This is a genomic window from bacterium, assembly GCA_019695305.1.
GTDB lineage: Bacteria > UBA10199 > UBA10199 > UBA10199 > JAIBAG01 > JAIBAG01.
Genome location: JAIBAG010000025.1, coordinates 1 through 20,986, shown reverse-complemented (window position 1 = coordinate 20,986; position 20,986 = coordinate 1). Strand labels below are relative to the sequence as shown.

At 41.2% G+C, this 20,986-nt stretch carries 14 protein-coding genes; 9 read left to right on the top strand and 5 right to left on the bottom strand.

Going from position 1 to position 20,986, the window contains the following annotated elements:
• Window positions 1-20 precede the first annotated feature (20 nt).
• A complete protein-coding gene (locus K1X76_10365; protein MBX7149471.1) occupies window positions 21-326 on the top strand; it encodes a hypothetical protein in 306 nt (101 codons plus the stop codon).
• Window positions 327-332: 6 nt separating this feature from the next.
• Here the strand turns inward: K1X76_10365 and K1X76_10360 are convergent, their stop codons facing one another.
• Window positions 333-470: a hypothetical protein gene (locus K1X76_10360; protein ID MBX7149470.1), complete on the bottom strand. Its 138-nt coding sequence runs from the start codon at window positions 468-470 to the stop codon at window positions 333-335.
• A 38-nt stretch (window positions 471-508) separates the two neighbouring features.
• Between K1X76_10360 and K1X76_10355 the strand changes: the two genes are divergently transcribed.
• The 3 genes from K1X76_10355 (at window position 509) to K1X76_10345 (ending at window position 6,015) form a co-directional block, all read left to right on the top strand.
• The gene (locus K1X76_10355) at window positions 509-3,991 is read left to right on the top strand and encodes an FG-GAP-like repeat-containing protein (protein MBX7149469.1); all 3,483 of its coding nucleotides are present in this window, start codon (window positions 509-511) and stop codon (window positions 3,989-3,991) included.
• A gap of 254 nt (window positions 3,992-4,245) precedes the next feature.
• On the top strand, window positions 4,246-4,995 hold the full coding sequence (locus K1X76_10350; protein ID MBX7149468.1) for an acyltransferase family protein: 750 nt from the start codon (window positions 4,246-4,248) through the stop codon (window positions 4,993-4,995).
• Window positions 4,996-5,061: 66 nt separating this feature from the next.
• Window positions 5,062-6,015, top strand: coding sequence for a hypothetical protein (locus K1X76_10345; GenBank protein ID MBX7149467.1), 954 nt, complete (start codon window positions 5,062-5,064; stop codon window positions 6,013-6,015).
• 8 nt (window positions 6,016-6,023) lie between these two features.
• On the opposite strand, the gene K1X76_10340 is transcribed toward K1X76_10345, so the two are convergent.
• A complete protein-coding gene (locus K1X76_10340) occupies window positions 6,024-6,302 on the bottom strand; it encodes a (2Fe-2S)-binding protein (protein ID MBX7149466.1) in 279 nt (92 codons plus the stop codon).
• 175 nt (window positions 6,303-6,477) lie between these two features.
• On the opposite strand from K1X76_10340, the gene K1X76_10335 reads away from it, so the two are divergent.
• Both K1X76_10335 and corA read left to right on the top strand, forming a co-directional pair.
• Window positions 6,478-8,313: an APC family permease gene (locus K1X76_10335; protein ID MBX7149465.1), complete on the top strand. Its 1,836-nt coding sequence runs from the start codon at window positions 6,478-6,480 to the stop codon at window positions 8,311-8,313.
• Window positions 8,310-9,383, top strand: a complete 1,074-nt coding sequence (gene corA, locus K1X76_10330) for a magnesium/cobalt transporter CorA (GenBank protein MBX7149464.1) — start codon at window positions 8,310-8,312, stop codon at window positions 9,381-9,383. Before K1X76_10335 ends, corA begins: the two co-directional genes overlap by 4 nt.
• Here the strand turns inward: corA and K1X76_10325 are convergent.
• Complete coding sequence (locus K1X76_10325; protein ID MBX7149463.1) at window positions 9,380-11,716, bottom strand: MMPL family transporter; 2,337 nt, start codon at window positions 11,714-11,716, stop codon at window positions 9,380-9,382. The genes corA and K1X76_10325 overlap by 4 nt on opposite strands.
• 74 nt (window positions 11,717-11,790) lie before the next feature.
• Between K1X76_10325 and K1X76_10320 the strand changes: the two genes are divergently transcribed.
• The gene (locus K1X76_10320) at window positions 11,791-12,666 is read left to right on the top strand and encodes a DMT family transporter (protein ID MBX7149462.1); all 876 of its coding nucleotides are present in this window, start codon (window positions 11,791-11,793) and stop codon (window positions 12,664-12,666) included.
• A gap of 85 nt (window positions 12,667-12,751) precedes the next feature.
• Window positions 12,752-12,982, top strand: coding sequence for a ferredoxin (locus tag K1X76_10315; GenBank protein ID MBX7149461.1), 231 nt, complete (start codon window positions 12,752-12,754; stop codon window positions 12,980-12,982).
• A gap of 46 nt (window positions 12,983-13,028) precedes the next feature.
• Here K1X76_10315 and K1X76_10310 read toward each other — a convergent pair whose 3' ends face one another.
• Window positions 13,029-14,765: a thiamine pyrophosphate-binding protein gene (locus tag K1X76_10310; GenBank protein MBX7149460.1), complete on the bottom strand. Its 1,737-nt coding sequence runs from the start codon at window positions 14,763-14,765 to the stop codon at window positions 13,029-13,031.
• A gap of 1 nt (window position 14,766) precedes the next feature.
• Window positions 14,767-16,374 carry an FAD-binding dehydrogenase gene (locus K1X76_10305; GenBank protein ID MBX7149459.1) on the bottom strand — a complete coding sequence of 536 codons (1,608 nt, stop codon included), beginning with the start codon at window positions 16,372-16,374 and terminating at the stop codon, window positions 14,767-14,769.
• A 656-nt stretch (window positions 16,375-17,030) separates the two neighbouring features.
• On the opposite strand from K1X76_10305, the gene K1X76_10300 reads away from it, so the two are divergent.
• Window positions 17,031-20,657 (top strand): vitamin B12-dependent ribonucleotide reductase, encoded by a 3,627-nt coding sequence (locus tag K1X76_10300; protein MBX7149458.1) that lies wholly within the window; start codon window positions 17,031-17,033, stop codon window positions 20,655-20,657.
• Window positions 20,658-20,986: the final 329 nt, after the last annotated feature.

Here is a 20,986-nt window from a genome sequence, read left to right as displayed (position 1 = left end):
GTTTGCTTTATAGTTTTGATATGGATTTCCAAGACTGTGAAGGTTTGGATGGGCTTATGAGCATTGATGTGGATTTTACTGGCGATGATTATGGTTTTACTTTTAACGGTGACTTGACCAGTGAAGGTTGCGATATCAACTATACTAACTATGGTTATGCGATTACTGGTACAAGTATTGCTTTAACCGGTTCGTTTAACGTTGATTGCGGAGCTGATGGCTCAGTTGGTTGCGACTTTGAAGGCACTGAACCTCTCGATTCTGAATCGGATACTTTTATTACTGATTTAGTTAACCTTTACGAAGAACGTTGTGACACTATCTAATTTTAATTAGATTAAGACTTTCAAAACCCCCTCTGCCAAAAGCGGAGGGGGTTTTTTATTTTTAGGATATAAAGATATCCATAAATTCATATTTTTGCTGCGCTGCGGCACATCTTTTTTACTTTTAGTATTGTCTTTGCTCATTTTTTAACCTATCCAAAATTCTTTTAGATAGGTTAACTATGAGGTTCTTTTTTAAAATATTTTTACTGCTTTTAATTGTTTCGGCTTGCTCCACTTCCAACAATAAAAACAATTCTATCCCTCTCATGCAAATAACAGGGCCCTTAGCGCGCAGTGTGGATGCTTTATCGGGAACCTTGTCTGTTTATTCGGTTGAACAAAGCGGTAGCGGCAGTCTTTTAAAAAAAGCCGATCTCTATTTTTTTAACGGCACTAATGGTCTTACGGTTGCCTCTCCAGTGGTACATTTAAAAGGTGGTAAAGCCTATCGCTTTGTCCTCATTATTAATTACAATGATGTGCCCATTGCTTATGTAGACATTACCCAGGTAATTGCGGCTAGTGGTGATGATAAAATTACATTTACACAAGAGCAGCTTAACTTAAGCGGTATTCGCACCGATATTTCTGCGGATCAAATTGCCAGCGAAGAAGCAAATAATATTTTACCAAATTTGGATTTGGACGGTGACGGCTACAGTAATTATACAGAAATTTTGGCCGGTACTAATCCGGATGCTGCTGATAGTATTCCATTAGGGCCCACTATATCTAATTACGCGCTTTCTTTAACTGAAAATGGAAATAAATTAACGATTGATGCCGATTTATTCGATGGCAACGGTATTAAAAATGTGGATCTTCATTTTTATTTAGATGGTGTAAACGCCGACTATTTAAAAAGTGCCATGCAAAGTTCTTTAAGCGGGGATGTTGGTGAGAGTAGTCGCCATTATACGGCCATTTTAAATCCTCAGTATGCTCCCGGAGAGCTTACCGTTCTTATACAAGTAACAAATGCGCTGGATTTAACCACGCAGAAAGAAGCGGTTATCTTAATTACGAGCAATGGTCAAAATGTGCCGCCCCTTATTAGTTGGAATTTATTAAATGGCCAAACAGTCGATGGTACCGTTTTAATTGCTATATCGGCTCGTGATGAAAATGGGTTAACCCAGTTAACTTTGGATAGCCCTGTTATTAATGGAGTGGTTGATTTGGAAAATGGTACGTATCAAGCTGAATGGAGAACAGAGGATTATCCTGACGGTAGTTATACATTACAGGCAACAGCTTCCGATTCTACTTTAACTACTACAAGTACAATTCAGGTTTTAATTTCAAATGGTACAGATAAGGCAGGGCCTGCTATTACTTTAAGTGTACGTAGTAAAGTGGGAGATGCTGTATTAAATGAAATCAATTTTAATAATGGCGAAAAAGTCTACGATAAAGTGGAGCTTAGTGCTTTGGCCGTAGATTCTAAAAGTGGAGTTCTTAATTTGGATTATGCAGGGGTTAGCACGCTAAACATGTATCCTAATCAGGGGACTTTGTATGCTGCTATGTTGGGAGTGCCAGTATTATTAGGGCAAGACACCTACAAAAATGATTTTGATACTACGTTACTAAATGATGGTGATAAAGTGACCTTTAATTTTACTGCAACAGATGCAGCTAACAATCCCAGTAACAAGTCCTTTACGATGGAAGTTCAAAATACTCCGTCTATAAATGCGCTTCAAATTGATGGTCAGTCTGTTGGAGTGTACAACAATACTAACCAAGCTAATCAAACAGGTATTACTTTAACATTAACCAATGATCGCGTACTTAATTTTACGTGGAATGTGAGTGATGTTTTATCGGATGAAGAAAAATTAGTTAAAGGTACTAATTGTCAGAGTACAGATGTTGTTTTTAGTAATACGAATTCCACAGTAACATCTGTCAACGTAGCCGCCACTTCTCTTTTAACCGCTGATTACATTTTTTGTTCTGTTAATAAAGCTACTCATTTAGATGCTAGTTTGGCCAGTTTTAACCGAAGCAGTCAAATAATTCATATTAATTTTGATAATGATGGCGATGGATATGATAGTGAAAATGATCCTTTTGATAATGATCCAAGTGAACATTTAGATGTGGATGGAGATGGAAGGGGAGATAACAGTCACGATAATTGCCCAACTGCTAGTAATTCAAATCAGGCTGATTATGATTCTGATGGATTGGGTGATGCGTGTGATAATGATGCGGATGATGATGGTTATATTGGAAGTAATTTTGGAGGAAATGATTGTAATGATTTAAACGAGGATGTGTATCCTAATGCGCAAGAACGTTTTAATTTGATTGATGATGATTGTGATGGGGATTTTAGAAATATTATGATTACCGATGCGGATACAGAGTTTTTAGGTGATGGTACAAGTACTGATAATTTTGGAACAAAAATTGTGACAGGAGATATTAATGGAGATGGGTATGATGACTTAATTGTTTCTGCTCATATTTTTCATAGTATAGGTAAAGTATATCTTTTTTATGGTCGAGCAGATATATCAACCTTTGATACAGCTACTTATGATGCTATTTTTACGGGTGAAGCTGCTGAAGATGAAGCTGGGTATTCCTTAGCAACGGGTGATGTAAATAGAGATGGGTATGATGATATTGCTATAGGCGCTTTGTATAATGATACAGGTGGAGATCAATCAGGAAAAGTGTATTTGATATATGGTTCTTCAACTAAATTTTCTGGAACGCGTTCAGTAGGCAATTATGTGCGTTTTGTAGGTGAACCAGGGGGTGGTAAGGCGGGCTCTGCTTTAACTATGGGAAATATTAATGGTGATGGCTATCAGGATATTATTGTCGCTGCTTATGCGAATGGTTCTGATGCAACGGGAAAAGTTTATATAATATACGGTTCTGGCGTTAAATTGTCCTCTCTTACGGATAGGTACTTATCTAATTACACTTCATTTACTGGTGAAACTTCATATGATCTTGCAGGAAGTAGTATTGCTGCTGGCGATATGAATGGTGATGGATATGATGATTTATTCATTTCAGCTCCTTATCATGATGGTAAAGTATTTTTAGTTTATGGGTCGCCAACTAAGTTTACAGGTGATCATGCATTGGCAGTATATCCTGTGTTTTTAGGTGAAACTGAATCTAGAGAGGGTGTCGGACATGGTATTCATACAGGTGATTTGAACAATGATGGTTATAGTGATGTATTGATTAATGCACCGTATAATGATGATGGCGGTTTAGGGGCTGGAAGAGCTTATATTGTATATGGATCGAGTTCGCGATTAAGTGGCTCAAGATATTTATCTATATACCCTTCCTTTATTGGTAATAGTACTGCTGAAATTGGGGCGTCAGAAATAGCTGATGTAAATATGGATGGCTATGATGACGTTTTTATAGCTTACGCGGATGAAACTTATAACGGTATCGTGAGGGGAGGTAGGGTTCATTTGATGCTTGGTAGTGGTACTAGGTTTCAAGGTTCTATTTATTTAAATCCGTCAGATTATTATTTTAATGGAGCAACGCGAGACGGTTCTATGGGTAATGATATTATCGTAGGTGATATTGATGGTAATGGAGAAAATGATATTTTAATCAGTGCAATTCCTAGTATTAGCTCCGGAACAGTTAACTTATTTTTGAATGGTTATTAGTTTTGGAATGACTGTGCACAATATCTCTCATCTTATTTAACAACGCATTTTAAAAGCGCAGCCTTTCTAATTACCCTCCTTACATTTACTCAGCATGGTGAGTAAATCAGAAAAAGACTATAAACGTTTCTTATTTCAACAGCTTATACGTAGGCTTAATCAGTCTAAGAGTCATATTCAGGTGCGCATCTCAATTTTTTCCATAACACTTGCAGGTTTTATTCCGTTTGCTATATCCCAGCTCGCAACCGAGTATGAGCAAAAAACTTCACATCCGTAACCAACTCCATCATCACGACCCCGATTTTATTAATCGGGTTAAAGGGGCTTTTAAAGTACTGGAAAAGTATTTTCGCTATCAAGTAGTAGGGCTTGAGAATATACCCAAAAATACCGGGTGTCTCCTGGTGATGAACCACGGCATTATCCCCTGGCATGGGTTTTTATTGGCCAAAAAGATGATGGATAAGGGGATTTATCCCCGTGGTTTGGGGGCTGGATTTTTGTTTGATATCCCTTTAGTGCGTGAGTTTTTTTTAAAAAGCGGGGCGGTAAATGCGAACCCTAAAAACGCTCAGGCTTTGCTCAAGCAAAAGCAAATTGTGATGCTGGCCCCCGGGGGTATTTACGAGGGGCTTGTATGTCAGCCCGGCATGAAGCGTATTCCTTGGGAGCGCCGTAAAGGTTTTGTGAAATTAGCGTGTGATGCCGGGGTTCCTATTGTTCCCAGCAATTGCCCGGCGGTTAATGATGTATACGATAACTCCACTTTTCTCTTAAAATTACGCATTAAAATACTGGAGGCCACCCGTTTTTCCCTACCCCTTTTTCATGGCATTGGCCTCTTGCCATATCCCAAAAAACTTACCCATTACGTGGGAAAACCCATCCCTGTAACCCCTAAAAAGGGCGAAAGTAAGCCCAAACAGGTGCTGCGTATCCACAAAGAAGTGATTCGGTCTATGAAGGAGCTTCAGGATATGGCTCAAAAATCTTCTAAATAACTACTGGAAAACACTCAAAAATAAGGCTAAACTGTTGCTTTGTAACAATAGCCCAATTTTTAATTTATGACCGATCTTGGAAAATTACTGGCGCAGCAGTTTGAACCGTTTAGTGATGACGAACGGGACATTCTTAAAAACTTTGTTCAAATGGACAAAGACGCCAAAGATTTTAAACATTACAAAGAAGGTTTTTTAAAAATTCTTTATAAAGATTTGATGAATTTTTATAAGTGGGATGTAACGCACGAAGACCGCACCAATATCCGCAAGCGTTTAATCAGAGTGTCGGGTCTTTTCTTTCAAGTGCCCATCGAAGAACTGCGATCCTTATCTTCTAAAGCCAAATTATCCCAAAAGAAAATTGTATACGATTCTCCTCCCAACCCCATGGAAGCCGAAAATGTGGAGATGCATTCGTACGACTTAAAATATATTGAAGGCTTTAACCAGTTTTTTGCCCGTGTTTTTATAGACGTGAATCTCTCGGCACTCGATTATATTACCGGCAACCGAGAAAAACGTATTTATCCGCATTCGCAATACATTGTGTTTCGCAAAAGTATTCAGGAAGAAGTATTGTCTCAAACGTACTTAACGGCCTCGGCCGAGCCTCTCACGCAAACGCAACTTATTTCACTTTATAATCCCGATGGCACACGCCGCGATTTTATTACCATTGGGTTCGATCTTATTTACGAATCGGCCTTTATTGATTTTTTCCATCATGCTCCCAATTTAACGCCTGTTACGCTTTCGCGTAACGCGCACATTATGGGGTATACTTTTTTAGAGGCTGCTTTAACACGCTTGTCCGATCTTAAAAAATCGGGCAGCTCCATTGAAAAAGAATTTCCCGTTTATTTCCTTGATCCGCTTCACAATAATTATTCCAAAATTGATTCCCTCATGCAGTTTATGGCCGATAGTCTCATGCCACAAATTGCCGAAAAAATCCGCCAATGGAATACGCAGTTAAGCCTAGATGCCCGCAATTTTGATATTTATTGGCACGATTGATTACACGATTAAGACCGAATGGTCACATCGCCTTTTACCACTAGCTGACAACCAAGCCGTTCATCCAAGCCTACCGATGTTAAATTGCTAAATAGTTCTACTTCGGCCTCTGTTTGTTTATTTAAATTTTCACTCCCTTTTACAATAATGCAACGGCAAGTACCGCAGCTCCCCATGCGGCAACCAAAGGGGAGAGAGGCACCACATTCATCTACCACGTCCGGGATTTTAGACCCCGTAGGCACTTCAACGGTTAAATTATCAGTTATAAAAGTTACTTTTGGCATGAGGGATTTTCCTAAAATAGGCGGCAGACTATGTTATGTCAAATATTTATTATTTTTTGCCCTATTTTTAATCAACTTGTTAAAAAGTTCATTTTTTAAGGATACTTAAAGTCTTGATGCTGTACGAAGCGCTTGTACTTTAATTTGAGCTATACTAAAACTAGAGTTTCAAAATATGAAAGTTGCTCTACTCACCTTATTGAATCTGATCCTGGTTTCGGGAGCTATTTATCTTTTTACACGTCGTAATTTACTCAGTAATTTTAAAGGAGGCCAGTGGTGGCTTACCTGGCTTGCTGTGGGAGTTATTACTCTTATGGATGAGCTCACCAGTATTTTTTATGCTCCCAGCGAAGCCCATCGTTACATTGGCGTTGCGGCTATTGTTTTCATTCCCTTTACCGCACTTTTTATCCATTACATGACCACGCGCATGGTGGAAATTGCCGAAATTTTGGATGTGCATAATTTAAAAGGTGGCGGGGTTTATAATTTTTCTTATTTGGTGTTAGGGCCTGTGATGTCGTTTGTAGCGGTGGCATCCATTATGGTGGATTATACCTTAACGGCGGCTCTATCATCGGTTTCGGCTATTGAAAATTTAACCCCTTTTGTAGAATTGGGTTTATCTGGAAAGCTGGCGGTAGAGATGGGGGTCATTTGGCTTATTGCCGGCCTTAATATTTACGGGATTCGTGAAAATACCAAAGTAACCTTTGCTACGTTTCTTATCACTGCCGTTGTATTTTTAAATCTGATCCTTTTGGGCTTTATTCATTTTGGTAGCAATCCCGTTACAGCTTTTGCCACTGGGGTTACAGACACAATTACTTCTTTTAAAGGACACGGAGTTTTTAGCGGTTATTTCTTTTTTATTGGAGCAATCTCCAGTTGTATTTTGGCTTATTCCGGAATTGAATCGGTATTGCAAACGGCCAGTCTTGTTGAAAACTGGAAAGTGGTAGCCAAGGCCTATATGTTTTTGGCTCTTACGGTAGGTATTTTAACACCGCTTGTGAGTGTGTTGGTACTGTCGGCTCCTGGCATCAATTTTTTGGAGCACGAAGGCGATTTAATCCCGCATTTTGCTAACCTTTTAGGTGGTAAGACCTTTAGTATGATTTTTTCACTGGTAGCTTTTGCTACACTTACTATGGCTGTTAATACGGCCTTTGTAGCTAGTAGCGAGCTGTTAGAACGTGTGGCCCATCGTTATGGTTTTCATTGGATTATTAAAACCAACGAACGTGACTCGCTTTATCGCATTCATATTGCCAGTGCCATTTTCTTTTCTATCATCATCTATGTAACCCAAGGCGGGCAAAAAATGCTGGCCGAAATGTATGCGGTGGGTTTGGTGGCTAGTTTCGTTATTAATCTCGCCTCTCTCCTTATTTACCGTTATTTTATGGGCACTAAAGAAGTGAGTGCTTTTAACGTGAGTCGCAGCGGTACACTTGTTTTTTTCATCATTATTTTTTCATGCTTTGTTTATCTCTCCTATCATAAGCCTGTTGGATTTTTTCTTTGGTTTTTTGTGAGCATTTTGTTTTTGATGGTGGGCATTTACGGCACGCGCAAAAAATCTCCCGAGTTTGTTCAAATTGAACAGGGTGAAAACCCCATGGATATTCTTTTTTATATTGCCGAAGCAAGCGATGATAATGTGCAGCTTTATTTTAAACGCCCGTTTGATTCCCCCCAAGAAAAACTTTATGGCACTTCGGTTTTTATTACATTTTATTCGCCACGCAGACCTATTCCGCCGCGTTTAGCGCCAAACCATTTTCGCCTGCCACTTAAAGGCGCCAGCATTTACAATAGTATAGTGGCTATTTTGCATCTGGTTCTTTACGAATTATCTCAAAAAAATATTACAGTTCATTTTGGATGGCCCACATCTTCGTGGCTTGATCGTTTTTCTATTGGCGTGATGGTGTATCAGTTTATGAAAATGCCCAAGCATTTTCCCAATGTTAATTTCCGTATTGAAAAATATAAAAATATATGACGCTTTTAAAAAGTAAAAGCCGCCGCTCTAAAAAGAAGGGTCTTCCCCCCGGAAGTTTAGTGTATGTAGGTGAAGAGCCCAAGGCTCCGGTTATTGTAGAGCGTTTTTATTATGGGAAAGGCACTTGCGTGCAGCAAGTGTTAGAAAATCCACTTAGCTTTAAGTTGGCATCCCAAGCTAACCATGTGGAATGGTTAAATGTGGAAGGTATTCACGATACGGCGCTTGTAGCATATTTGGGTAAAGAGCTTAATATTCATCCGCTAGTGTTAGAAGATGTGATGAACTCTAACCAAAGACCCAAAATTGAAGATTTTGGGTCTTATATTTATTTGGTTCTTAAAATGCTTCGTTTTGACGAGGTAAAGCGGGAAGTTTTTTCAGAACAGGTGAGTTTTATTGTGGGCCCCAACTGGCTGGTTTCATTTCAGGAAGGGTTTCAGGGCGATGTTTTTAATTCTCTTCGGGATAGAATTAAAACAGGTGCAGGTACTTTAATAGAGCGTGGTACCGACTTTTTGCTCTATTCACTTTTGGATGTTATTGTAGATCATTACTTTGAGTGTTTAGAAAAACTGGGCGATGTTATTGAAGAAACCGATGAGGCTGTAACGCATGAGCTTAGCTCTCAATTTTTAAGTACCATCCATCATCTTAAAAAAAATCTTATCACGCTTAGGCGTTCGTTGTGGCCTTTGCGTGAAGTTATGTTGTTTTTAGATAGAACAGAGTCTCAGTTGGTAGCTCCTGGTACAAAAAAATATTTTAGAGATGTGTACGATCATGCTGTTCAAATTATGGAAACCGTAGAAACCGATCGCGATATGGTGCAGGGTTTGATGGATATTTATCTAACAACTATTAGTAATCAGCAAAACAGTGTGATGAAAACCTTAACTTTGATGGCCACCATTTTTATGCCGCTTACTTTTATAGTGGGGGTGTATGGGATGAACTTTGATTTTATGCCTGAGCTAAGATGGGAATTTGGTTATCCTGCCGTTTGGATTTTTATGACTGTTTTAACATTGGGGATGGTTGTTTTTTTCAAAAAGAAAAAGTGGTTTTAAATATCAGTTTTAAAGGGTTTAAATTTTAACAACAAAACCGGCATTAAAAATATTTCCGTAAAAATTGAAATAAACAATGTAAAACTTGTAGCCGCACCAAAGTTTTTCATGGGTTGAAAATTACTTAACCCCAACACGCCAAACCCAAGCACCAATACAACTGATGTAAAAATAACGGCAGTACCAATACTCTTGTTAGTTTCCAAAATAGCTTTTTCGTAGTCTTTATGAAGAACCACCAGCTTTTTAAACTTCATCAAATAGTGAATACTGTCATCAACTGTGATGCCAATAGAAATTCCCGCTGTCATCACGGTTGCAATATTGAGTTTAATGTCAAAAAGGCCCATAAGGCCTAAGGTAATAAAAATAGGAATTACATTGGGTATCATGGTGATGATGCCACCCTTAAGGCTGCGTAATACCAGTATCATCATCACAAGTACCGATACTAGAGCTGTGCTAAAGCTTTGATATTCAGCTTTTAGTAAATTGTCATCCACTTCCAGCCACACAATATTGCCGCCTGTTTCTTGTACTTTTACTGGAAATTCTGAGAAAGCCTGTTGTGCTTCTTTAGTAAAAGTTTTTGAAAATTTGTGCATGGATTCGCTGGAGCGCCAGTGGCTTTTAATGTTGATTCTAATTTTTTGATTATCAACAGTTTTATAGCGAGCAATTTCACGATCGCCGGCGCTTTCGGCCAGCAGTAATAGTTGAGCAATTTCATCAGTTGTATTGGGGATACTGTAATAAGCCGGATCGTTATTATGAAAAGCCTGGTTTAGTTTTTTAACATATTCCGAATAGGTAATGGTTTTGGCAATAAAATAGCTATGATTATTGCCAGATTTTTTAATAAATGTTTCCAGTTTGTTTAAAAAAACAGGATCAACAGCGGGGCTGTAGTTTTTATTAGTACTTTCAATAATAAGTTCGGCTGTATTAGCGCCAGAGAGTTCTTGTTCAAAGTGATCAATACCCTGACGGGTTTTATCCTGTTTAGGAAAATAGTCTATCACATTGGTTTCTACCCCAACTTTGGTTGTTCCCCAAAGGCTTATAAGAGTGATAGCCATAAAAAAATAAAAAACTGCATTGGTATGTTTTGAAACAATTTTAAAAACCTTATTTAAAACTGTTTGCATGGCCCCATCATCCATAATGATGGCAATTTTTGATTTATGGCGAGGTAAAAACCAAATAAGAATGGGTAAAAAGAAAATAGTGAGAACATAAGCCAGCATCACACCAGCCGAGCTGTATTGCCCTAACACTTGGTTGGGAACAAGAGGGCTTGCATTAAACGATAAAAATCCGGCAAATGTTGTAAGGGCGGTAAAAAAACAGGGTACAAGAAGTTGGCGAGCGGTGTTTTTAATGGCTGTTAGCTTGTCGGGATATAAGGCCTCGTTTTCGTAATAAGCAAGCATCATGTGTACGCTATCGGCCACGCATACGGCAATAAGGATGGTCCCCATCATGGCTGTCACGGCATTTAAGGTATTCCCCATAACAAAATAGAGAGCGATGATGACAATGACGGTAAAAATCATCACTGTCATGGGTAAGATGGAAACATAAATGTTTCTAAAAAATACAAAAGTAACGATGGTGATGAGTAAAAAGAGTAAAGGTAGAAATACACGTTGATCACGTACGGAATAACGGTTAAAAGCAGTGTCACCAACGGGCCGGCCGGCCATATAATATTCGTAATTATTTTTATTTTCTTCCTTAATAATTTGTTCCACTTCATTAATCATTTGGTCGGAAGCCTGGATGTCTCCCTCGTGCACATCTAAATACAAATAAAACGCTGTTATATTTTGTTTTGTGTTGGTGAGAATCTCTGCGGTAACCGGATCTTCGGTAATTTCCTTTTTTAGAATTTCTATGGCGCTCTCATTTTGAGGAATAGTTTCAAAGGGCTTTTTAATAACCAAAGAATCGTCTTCCGATTTTATACTTTCGTATTCGGTGATACTGAGTACTTTTGTTACATGTTTTAAGGCCTTAAAACGTTCGGAGAGTTTTTTAGTAAATTCGAGTTCATTTTTCCCAAAAGCATAGGGAACCCTTATAGAAACAGCCAACAATCTATCGTTATCAAACTCTTGAGTAAATTTTTGGTAATACGCATATACGGGATCGTTGTGTTTCATCCACACGGGCATACTATTGTCGGAATTGGTGAGATTTTGTGCGTAAACGTAAAAAGCGGCAAAAAAGATAGTGAATCCTAAAAATAAAATGGGAAAACGCCATTTGATGATGTTTTCTATAATGCGGTCTACAATAGAATAGAGCTTGTGCACAATGCTTAAAGCCATAATGCATTTAAACGATGAAGTAAAGAGTTGAGCTTTTCCTTTGAATCTCCAGTCAAGCTGGGGTAGGAAGGGGCATGCAGTCTTTGAAGAAAAATGGAATTTTGCTAATGGTGATGGCCTCCTTTTGTTTTTCTATTATGGGGGGGCTTGTTAAGTATTCTACGGTGCGTTTAAATTCCCATGAAGTTGTTTTTTTTCGCACTTTTTTAATGTTTTTATTTCTCTTGCCCTGGATGCTTATTCATAAAATTCGAATTTGGCCCATTAATGCTCCCGCTATGTTTATTCGTTCGGCCTCCGGGTTTACGGCTCTTGTTCTTGCTTTTTATGTGACTACTAAAATTACATTGGCTGATGCCTCCATTCTTAATAATACGTCGGTTGTTTTTGTGGCCATTATTTCTATTTTTTATCTTAAAGAAAAACCATCGGGCTTCCTTTTCTTTTTTATATTTTTTGCGCTTATTGGGGCGGCCTTTATCGTTAAACCTAGTTTTAATGTGATAAATGTACCGGGCGTGCTGGGATTAACCTCAGGAGTTTTTGCGGCTATTGCTTATATCTCCATTAAAAATCTGCATAAAACCGAACATCATATGACAGTTATTTTTCACTTCGCCTGGTTTAGTTCGTTACTGTCGTTCCCTTTGATGGCCCCCCATTTTTTGTGGCCGCATGCCCACGAGGCGTTGGCGCTTTTAGGTATTGGCATTATTGCAACTTTGGCACAAATTTTTTTAACCTATGCCTATAAGTTTGCCGATGCTTCTATTGTAAGTCCTTACTCTTATACCAATGTTTTATTCTGTGCCCTTTGGGGGTTTTTGTTTTGGGGCGAAAAGCCCGATCATTGGTCGCTTATTGGAGCACTGATGATTATTGTATCAAGTATTGGTATTATCCGTATTAATCGTACTCGTTCGCCCACGGTAGTTGAGATGGATGTGTAATTAAAAGGGTGCTCTATTGCTGGGTTGACAAGCGGGGCCGATTATTCTAGATACCGCGCATCATTGAAACTCTAAGGAGAATGGTATGGCTGATAAGAATGACAAGGTAAAAGATAACGTTTCCGGAAAATGGTTTGTTGATACCCAGTGTATTGATTGCGATTTGTGCCGTACTACCGCCCCCCACAGCTTTAAACAAAATCCCGACGAAGGATATTCTTACGTATACAAGCAGCCCGAAGGCGAAGAAGAAGAAAAGCTTGCCAAACAGGCTATGGAAGAATGTCCTGTAGAAGCGATCGGCAACGACGCTTAGCTTACGCGTTTCATAAATCCCTTGATACTGCTTTATTCAAAACATTTTATCCCGTCACATGCCGTTTAATGGCTCGTCCAATAAAACGCATCTTTTCTTTTAACGGAAAACGCCCCAAGTTTACTTTAATGGCGCCTTTGGTCATCATTGTTTTGCGCGAGTAATCAATCCGTACATCAACTAATACCGGTTTATTTTCTTTGGTGATGGCTATAGCCTTTTTAATGACCTCATCAATTTTAGAATTATCATCTAAATCGATATATTCGGCCCCGCACGCATCGGCCACACCTTTTAATTTTACGTCGCCAATTACCGTGCAGGTTTTGCGATTTAACGGTACTTCCTGGAATTGCGAGATTTGTCCTAATTCACCATCATGAAACACAAAGTAGGCAATGCCGGCTTTGTAGGTGGATGCTGTCAGCATTTCTAAACCCGTCATTAAAAAGGCGCCGTCGCCTACGATCGCCGCAACGGTTTTATCGGGATTGGCCAGTTTTGTGGCAATGGCGGCCGGCACGCAATAACCCATGCAGTTAAAATCGGTTGGCGAAATAAAACCACGGGCACGGTGGATGGGCATGAGTTCGGCTGTTAAAAAAGTGTGCGAACCATCGTCTACAACAACCATGGCATCATCTTCCAATTGTTGACGCAGGCTTCTAAAAAAGAGGCCAGGCGCTACTTTGTTTTTATCTTCCGGTTTATGCCAGCTTTCTAAATAGGCGGCTTTTTCTTTTGCAATTTTTTGTTTTAGTTCTTGAGCGGGCTTGGGTGAGGTATGACCGCGATAGTGAAGCTCGGCCAAAAGCGCGCGCGCTACATCGCGCGAATCACCATGAATGGCAATTTTAGCGGGATAGTTTTTGCTAAATACTTGGGGATTAATATCCACATGAATCAAATTTTCCGTCACATTAAAACCGTAGCTGCCAGTAGCCAGTTCGCCAAAACGGCAGCCGATGGCCAGCAGAGCATCGCAGTTTTTAAAAGTTTCTTGTGCGGCCGGTACCGAAGCGGGCCCAATGCCCACGCCGGTGTGAAGGGGATGTTTGGCCGAAAAAGAAGAAAGACCCTGAAGTGTGGTGGCTACAGGCGCTCCCAGTACATCCGCAATTTTATGGGTATCGTCATAAGCGGGAATAGCGCCCCAACCCAAATACAAACCCGGATTTTTTGCGTTTAATAATAAATCAACAGCCTGACTAATAAGTTTTTGATCAATCTGCGGGCGTTTGCGTTTGGGTGTGTAGGGCGTGAGTTCATCCACTTCACCCTGAAACATCTGCAAATCGGCCGGAATTTCAATAAACACAGGCCCGGGCTCGCCACTGGTTGCTTCTTCAAACGCGTCATAAATAGTGGGGATGATGTCTTCGTGTTTTTCAATCAGATAATATTTTTTAACAATGCCATCAAGCAAACGGCCCTGATCCATTTGATGGAGTTGATAATGGCGCCCGCTATCGCGGCGTGTGCCGCCAGAAATAATCATGCTTGCAATGCCGTCTAAATAAGCTTCCCCAATTCCACTCATGGCATTGGTGGCACCTGCAGCCGGCACAATCATGGCTACACCAATGGATTCGCTGGTGCGCGAGATGGCATCGGCCATAAATGACGCGCCGTTTTCGTGCGTGGTGAGGATGGGAGTAATTTTTTCGGAACTATTCAGCGCGTCATAAAGTTCAATATTATGCACGCCCGGTATGCCAAAAGTAAATTGAACACCAATTTGTTCTAAGGCAAAAACTGCCAACTGTGCTCCATTTTTTTTCATATTATCCTTTCACGATACTTTCCGCGGCAATGCGTGCTGTTAAAATACAGCCACCCAAAAATGTTCCTTCAAGCGATTTCCGCCCGTGTGATCCACCTCCACCAAAACCTGCGGCTTCGCCAACGGCATATAATCCAGGAATCACGGCTCCATTGTTGTACAGCGCCTGCGACGACAAATTAGTTTGAATACCACCCAAGGTTTTTCGCGAGAGAATAAATTCGCGAATGGCTATTAAGGGATAAGCGTTCTCGTCATTAATTTTTTGAAACTTGCAGGTACGGGCTTTATCGCCACGATATTTTAAACTTTTGGCAATCAGCTCCATCTGTTTATCATGAATATTTCCATTTTTAGCATCGCCCACAAGAGCGTCATAATTCAGTACTTCATTTTTCAAATCTTCTGATTCAATCCAGTGGTTGCCGGAAAGAGCATTCATTTTTTCGGCGAGTTCCTCAAAACTTTTGGCAGTTACAAAATCGATACAGTCTTTTAATAAATGTTCTACTAGTTTTTTATTGCCGGTGAGAACTGTTTTTAAAAATCCAACAATGCTTTTATCGCGTATGCTTTCGTTATGCTCGCTGCCCGAAATGGCCAGTTCTTTGAGCATGATTTTGTAATTAAGAATTTGCCAGGTGTAGGGTTGTTTTAATTCGCAAATTCGTTTCACCATGTAATTGCCGTCATAACCCGTCACAATGGGCAGGGGGCCAATGCGCTTTCCGCGACTGTCCACCCATAACGCTGATTTAGGTGGAATAAGCGAGAGCCCGTGGTCTTTAAAACGGGGTTTAGGATGATGAATACCTCCCGGATAATTCCACATCCAATCTAAATGCGTGATGTTGGCTCCAATTTTTTGTGCGGCATCGTGCACAAGTCCATCCGAATTGGGTTCCGCTCCGTTTAAGATTACTTCTGGGGGTGTTCCTTCATCGGTGGCCCAATTTTTTTTCACCCGTTCAATGGCGCCACCCATGCCGCCGGTGGCTACAATAATGTGATCACCGCTCATTTCAAAACTTTGTCCGTTAGTAGTGCCGTGCACGCCTGTAACACGTCCGTTTGTTGTGAGTAGTTTTTCCACGCAATGATCAAACAGTATAGTCAGCTTTTCTTTGTGGGTATGATTGAGGAGATGACCAATGAGAGTTTTTGTTAGTCCGTACCCCGTGCCCCATACCATGTGAAAGCGGGGAACGGAGTTGCCGCGTGTGGTAAGTCCTTTTTCTACCCAGTGGACCACGGGAAAAAAACCAACGCCCTGTTTGTTAAGCCAGGCTCCCACATCTTGGGTGCAGCGATTCACATAGGTTTCGCCCCATTTTTTGGGCCAGTCATCGTTTGGGCCATAGTTGGCAAAGGCTTGCCAGTCGTCCCAGGCTAAAGTCACATTATCTTTAATGCCGCCCCAGCGTTGGTATTTGCTATTCACCAGAAAAATACCGCCAAAGGCCCAGGGAGCGAGCCCGCCAAAATCGTGTTTGGGGCCGCGCTCTATAAGAATAACTGATTTATGGTTGTTGAGTAGTTCCAGTGCCGTGGTGATGCCGGCAATACCGCCACCAATAATTACAGCATCTGCTTGTTGCGAAAGAGTCATGAAGGCAAAATAGATAGTAAAAGTAATTTTCTGGCAAGAAAAAAAGCCTTTTTCTATAAAGGTGGCAAAGTATGGGAATAACTACAAGATTTGGTATAGAAGTCAGAATGGATCATGAGCGCATAAATAGTGAGATAAAAATTTGTCCATAAGTGTCTAAAAAGCAATTAAAAGGGCTTTTTCTAATTTTTCTAGAGGTAAAATCCTGTCTTGATGAGGCAGGGCCACTTAATAATGGAGTCACAGACTTTAAATATTTGATTTTAAATAGTTATTTTGAATTTTTAACGCACAAAATCAAATGGGACATTGCGTTATGATTTTTTTTACTGAATAATTTCAAATACTTAAAAAGTATTTTGGAAAACCGTCTTGCCCACCACTGTATATTGTGGCTTAATCCTCAAGCATCTACCACATATTGTGGTTATGCACAGTTTATCAACATCGTCCGTTCCTAAACTGTGGATAAGTAAAAATAAATACTAGATGTCCTGGTAGCCCTTTTAAAGGCATAATAACCAAAAAGTCATCGATTTTTTGATTAGAAATACAAAATTGGGGATACTTTTCGCTCAAAAATTATAAAACCGTAGGTTTTAAGGCTTAAAAAGTCTCATTTTTAACGTTTAAAAATTTCCTGGGGAGGAAAAACAATGAAAATTAAGCGTCTCTTCACCAAAAAAGGTGTTTCACCGTATGAAGGCATTAAATTTGTAACCCGTAAATCCGAAATGAAGAATCCTAACGGGTCCGTCGTTTTTAGTATGGATAATGTGGTGGTTCCCGAAAGCTGGTCGTTTGTGGCCAGCGACGTGTTGGCTCAAAAATATTTTCGTAAAACAGGTGTTCCACTCAATCAATCGGGCGATGCTCTCCATTATGATGGATATAAAGCGCCTCAAAATTTACCAGCCGATCAGACCGGTAGTGAACATGATAGCCGCCAAGTGTTTCACCGTTTAGCGGGTTGCTGGACCTACTGGGCCGAAAAATACGGTTATTTTGATACGCATGATGATGCGGTTAATTTTTACGATGAAACCTGTCGTATGCTGGCCGACCAGATGGCGGCACCTAATTCTCCCCAATGGTTTAACACCGGTCTTCATTATGCGTATGGACTCTCGGGCGCCGGACAAGGTCACTATTATGTAGATCCCAAAACCGAAGAGCTGGCTAAATCGCAAAGCGCTTACGAACGCCCTCAACCGCATGCTTGCTTTATCCAATCCGTTTCTGATGATCTGGTGAGCGAAGGCGGCATTATGGATTTGTGGACCAAGGAAGCTCGCCTGTTTAAGTACGGCTCGGGTACGGGTTCCAACTTTAGCGCCATCCGTGGTGCTGGTGAAAAATTATCGGGTGGCGGTCAATCGTCTGGCCTCATGAGTTTTTTGCAAATCGGCGATAGAGCTGCGGGTGCCATTAAATCGGGTGGAACCACACGCCGTGCCGCTAAGATGGTTGTGGTGAATATTGATCATCCAGATATTGAACAATACGTAAACTGGAAAGTAATTGAAGAACAAAAGGTAGCAGCCTTGGTTACTGGTTCGCGTTTGTGCAAAAAATATTTAGGCCGCATCATGAAGGCCTGTCACGATAAAGAAGTAAAAGATCTTGGCGATAATCGTTTTGATCCCAAGCACAATACTGTGTTGCGCAAAGCCATTGGCGAAGCCCGTGCACACGAAGTGCCTCAAAATTATATTTATCGTGTTATTCAATTTGCTCGTCAGGGTTTTTCAAACATTGAATTCCGCGAATACAATACCGATTGGACAAGCGAAGCCTATCAAACTGTTAGCGGCCAAAACTCCAATAACTCGGTGCGTGTTTCTAACGATTTCATGCAAGCTGTGTTGCAAAACAAAGATTGGAATTTAATCAACCGTACCAACGGTAAAGTATTTAAATCCATCTCGGCTAAAAAATTATGGGATGATATTGCGTACGCCGCTTGGAGCTGTGCTGACCCTGGCATGCAGTTTGATACCACTGTAAATGAATGGCACACCTGCCCTCAAGGTGGCCGCATCAATGCTTCTAACCCTTGCTCCGAATACATGTTCTTGGACGATACGGCTTGCAACTTGGCCTCGCTCAACCTCATGAAATTCTACAATGCCGATACGGGTGTATTTGATATCGAAGCCTATCGTCATGCCTTAAAACTCTGGACCATCATTTTGGAAATCTCGGTACTCATGGCGCAATTCCCCAGCCGTGAAATTGCCATTAAAACACACGAGTACCGTACGCTTGGTTTGGGCTATGCCAACATTGGCGCGCTTCTTATGGTAATGGGTATTCCTTACGATAGTGAAATGGGCCGTGCTGTAACTGGTGCCTTAACCGCTATTTTGTGTGGTGAATCGTATGCCACCAGTGCCGAGATGGCCAAAGAAATGGGTGCTTTTCCTAAATACGAAGAAAATCGCGATGACATGTTGCGCGTGATTCGTAATCATCGTCGTGCGGCTTACAATGCCAAGCCCGAAGAATACGAAGGTCTCTCCATTCTCCCCATGGGCATCAACGAAAAACTCTGCCCGGCTGATATGCTCAAAGCTGCCCGCGAAACATGGGATAATGCTTTAAGCTTAGGCGAACGTTACGGTTTCCGTAATGCACAAGCCACGGTTATTGCGCCCACAGGTACCATCGGTTTAGTGATGGATTGTGATACCACAGGCATTGAACCCGATTTCGCCCTCGTGAAATTTAAGAAACTCGCTGGTGGTGGTTACTTTAAAATTATCAACCAAAGCGTGCCTCCTGCTTTACGCCGCTTGGGTTATTCCGAAAAAGAAATTGAAACCATCATCAACTATTGCCGCGGTGCCGGTAGTTTACGCGGTGCTCCCGAAATTAATCACGAAACTTTAAAAGCAAAAGGCTTTACCGATGCCATCTTAGAAAAAGTTGAAAGCCAGCTCTTGCAGGCTTTCGATATCACTTTCGTGTTCAATAAGTTCACGCTTGGTGAAGCTTTCTTAAAAGATACTTTGGGTATTGCTGAAGATCGCTTTAACTCGCCGGCTTTCAATCTCTTGGCCGATTTAGGATTTACAGCCGAACAGATTAGCAAAGCCAACGATTATTGCTGCGGCACCATGACCATTGAAGGCGCTCCTTTCTTAAAAGATGAACATCTGGCCGTTTTTGATTGCGCCAACAAGTGCGGCAAATACGGTAAACGTTTTATCCGCGCTGATGGCCACATCGAGATGATGGCGTGCTCGCAACCGTTTATCTCGGGTGCTATTTCTAAAACCATCAACATGCCGCATGAAGCCACTGTAGAAGATGTACAAGGTGCTTATTTAAAATCGTGGGGCATGATGATTAAGGCTAATGCCTTGTATCGTGATGGTTCCAAGCTCTCGCAACCGCTTAACGCTGTAGCAAGCGACTTGTACGCCGATATGCAAGCGATTGAAGCTGAAACCGGCGAACGTCCGTCTCAAACTCAAATTGTTGAAAAACTGGTTTACCGTTATTTGGCCAAACGCCGCAACATGCCTTCGCGCCGCGATGGTTATACGCAAAAAGCCGAAGTGGGCGGACATAAAGTGTACCTGCGCACCGGTGAATTTGAAGACGGTTCTTTGGGCGAAGTTTTCCTGGATATGCACAAAGAAGGCGCTGCTTTCCGTAGCTTAATGAACTGTTTTGCCATCGCCGTGTCCATCGGCTTGCAATACGGTGTGCCTCTCGAAGAATTTGTAGAAGCTTTTACCTTTACCCGTTTTGAACCAAACGGTGTGGTAAAAGGTCACGACAATATCAAGATGTCCACATCGGTTATTGATTACGTGTTCCGCGAATTGGCCATGAATTATTTGGGCCGTTACGATTTAGTACACGTATCGCCCGATGATTTGCGTAACGATACGGTTAAAAAGGACGAAGAAGTTCCTTTTGACGATGAAGAAGTCATTTCGGTGCGTAAAATTCCCACAGGTCAAATGACACAAACCGTAGCTGGCCCCGATGGAACCCAAACCGAAGTAACAGTTCCGGTATATGCTCCGGTACCCGAAAAGAAAAAGGCTCCGGAAACCTTGCAGGCCAATGCCGCTAACCGCAACACCAATGTACCGCTCACGTTTAAAGCGGTATTAAAGGAGTTTGACGCGGCTACAGCACGCCTCACGCAAGCCAAATTAAAAGGCTACGAAGGCGACCCCTGCCCCGAATGCGGCCAGTTAACACTGGTGCGCAACGGTAGCTGTTTAAAATGTAACAGCTGCGGTGGAACGACGGGGTGTTCGTAATTTGACCGAAGGTCAAATTGCCCCGAAGAACGTGAACGAAAAACGAATTACTGAAAAGGGCGGGGGATTTTCCCCCGCCCTTTTTATTTTTGTCATACCCCACCAAAGTGCAGAGAAGCCTGGACCCGGATCAAGTCCGGGGTGACGATGGGTGGGGCTCGCTCTCGGACTGTATCGGTCTCATTTTCGGACTTGTGTGAGACCCTGGGTTCAATAAGCAAGTGCACCACTTAGAATAGATGAGTATTCTGAGTGGATATGGGTAAAAACTACTATCAATTTACTTTAATTGAACGAGAAACGATCGCGATTTTAAAGGCTAGGGGCCA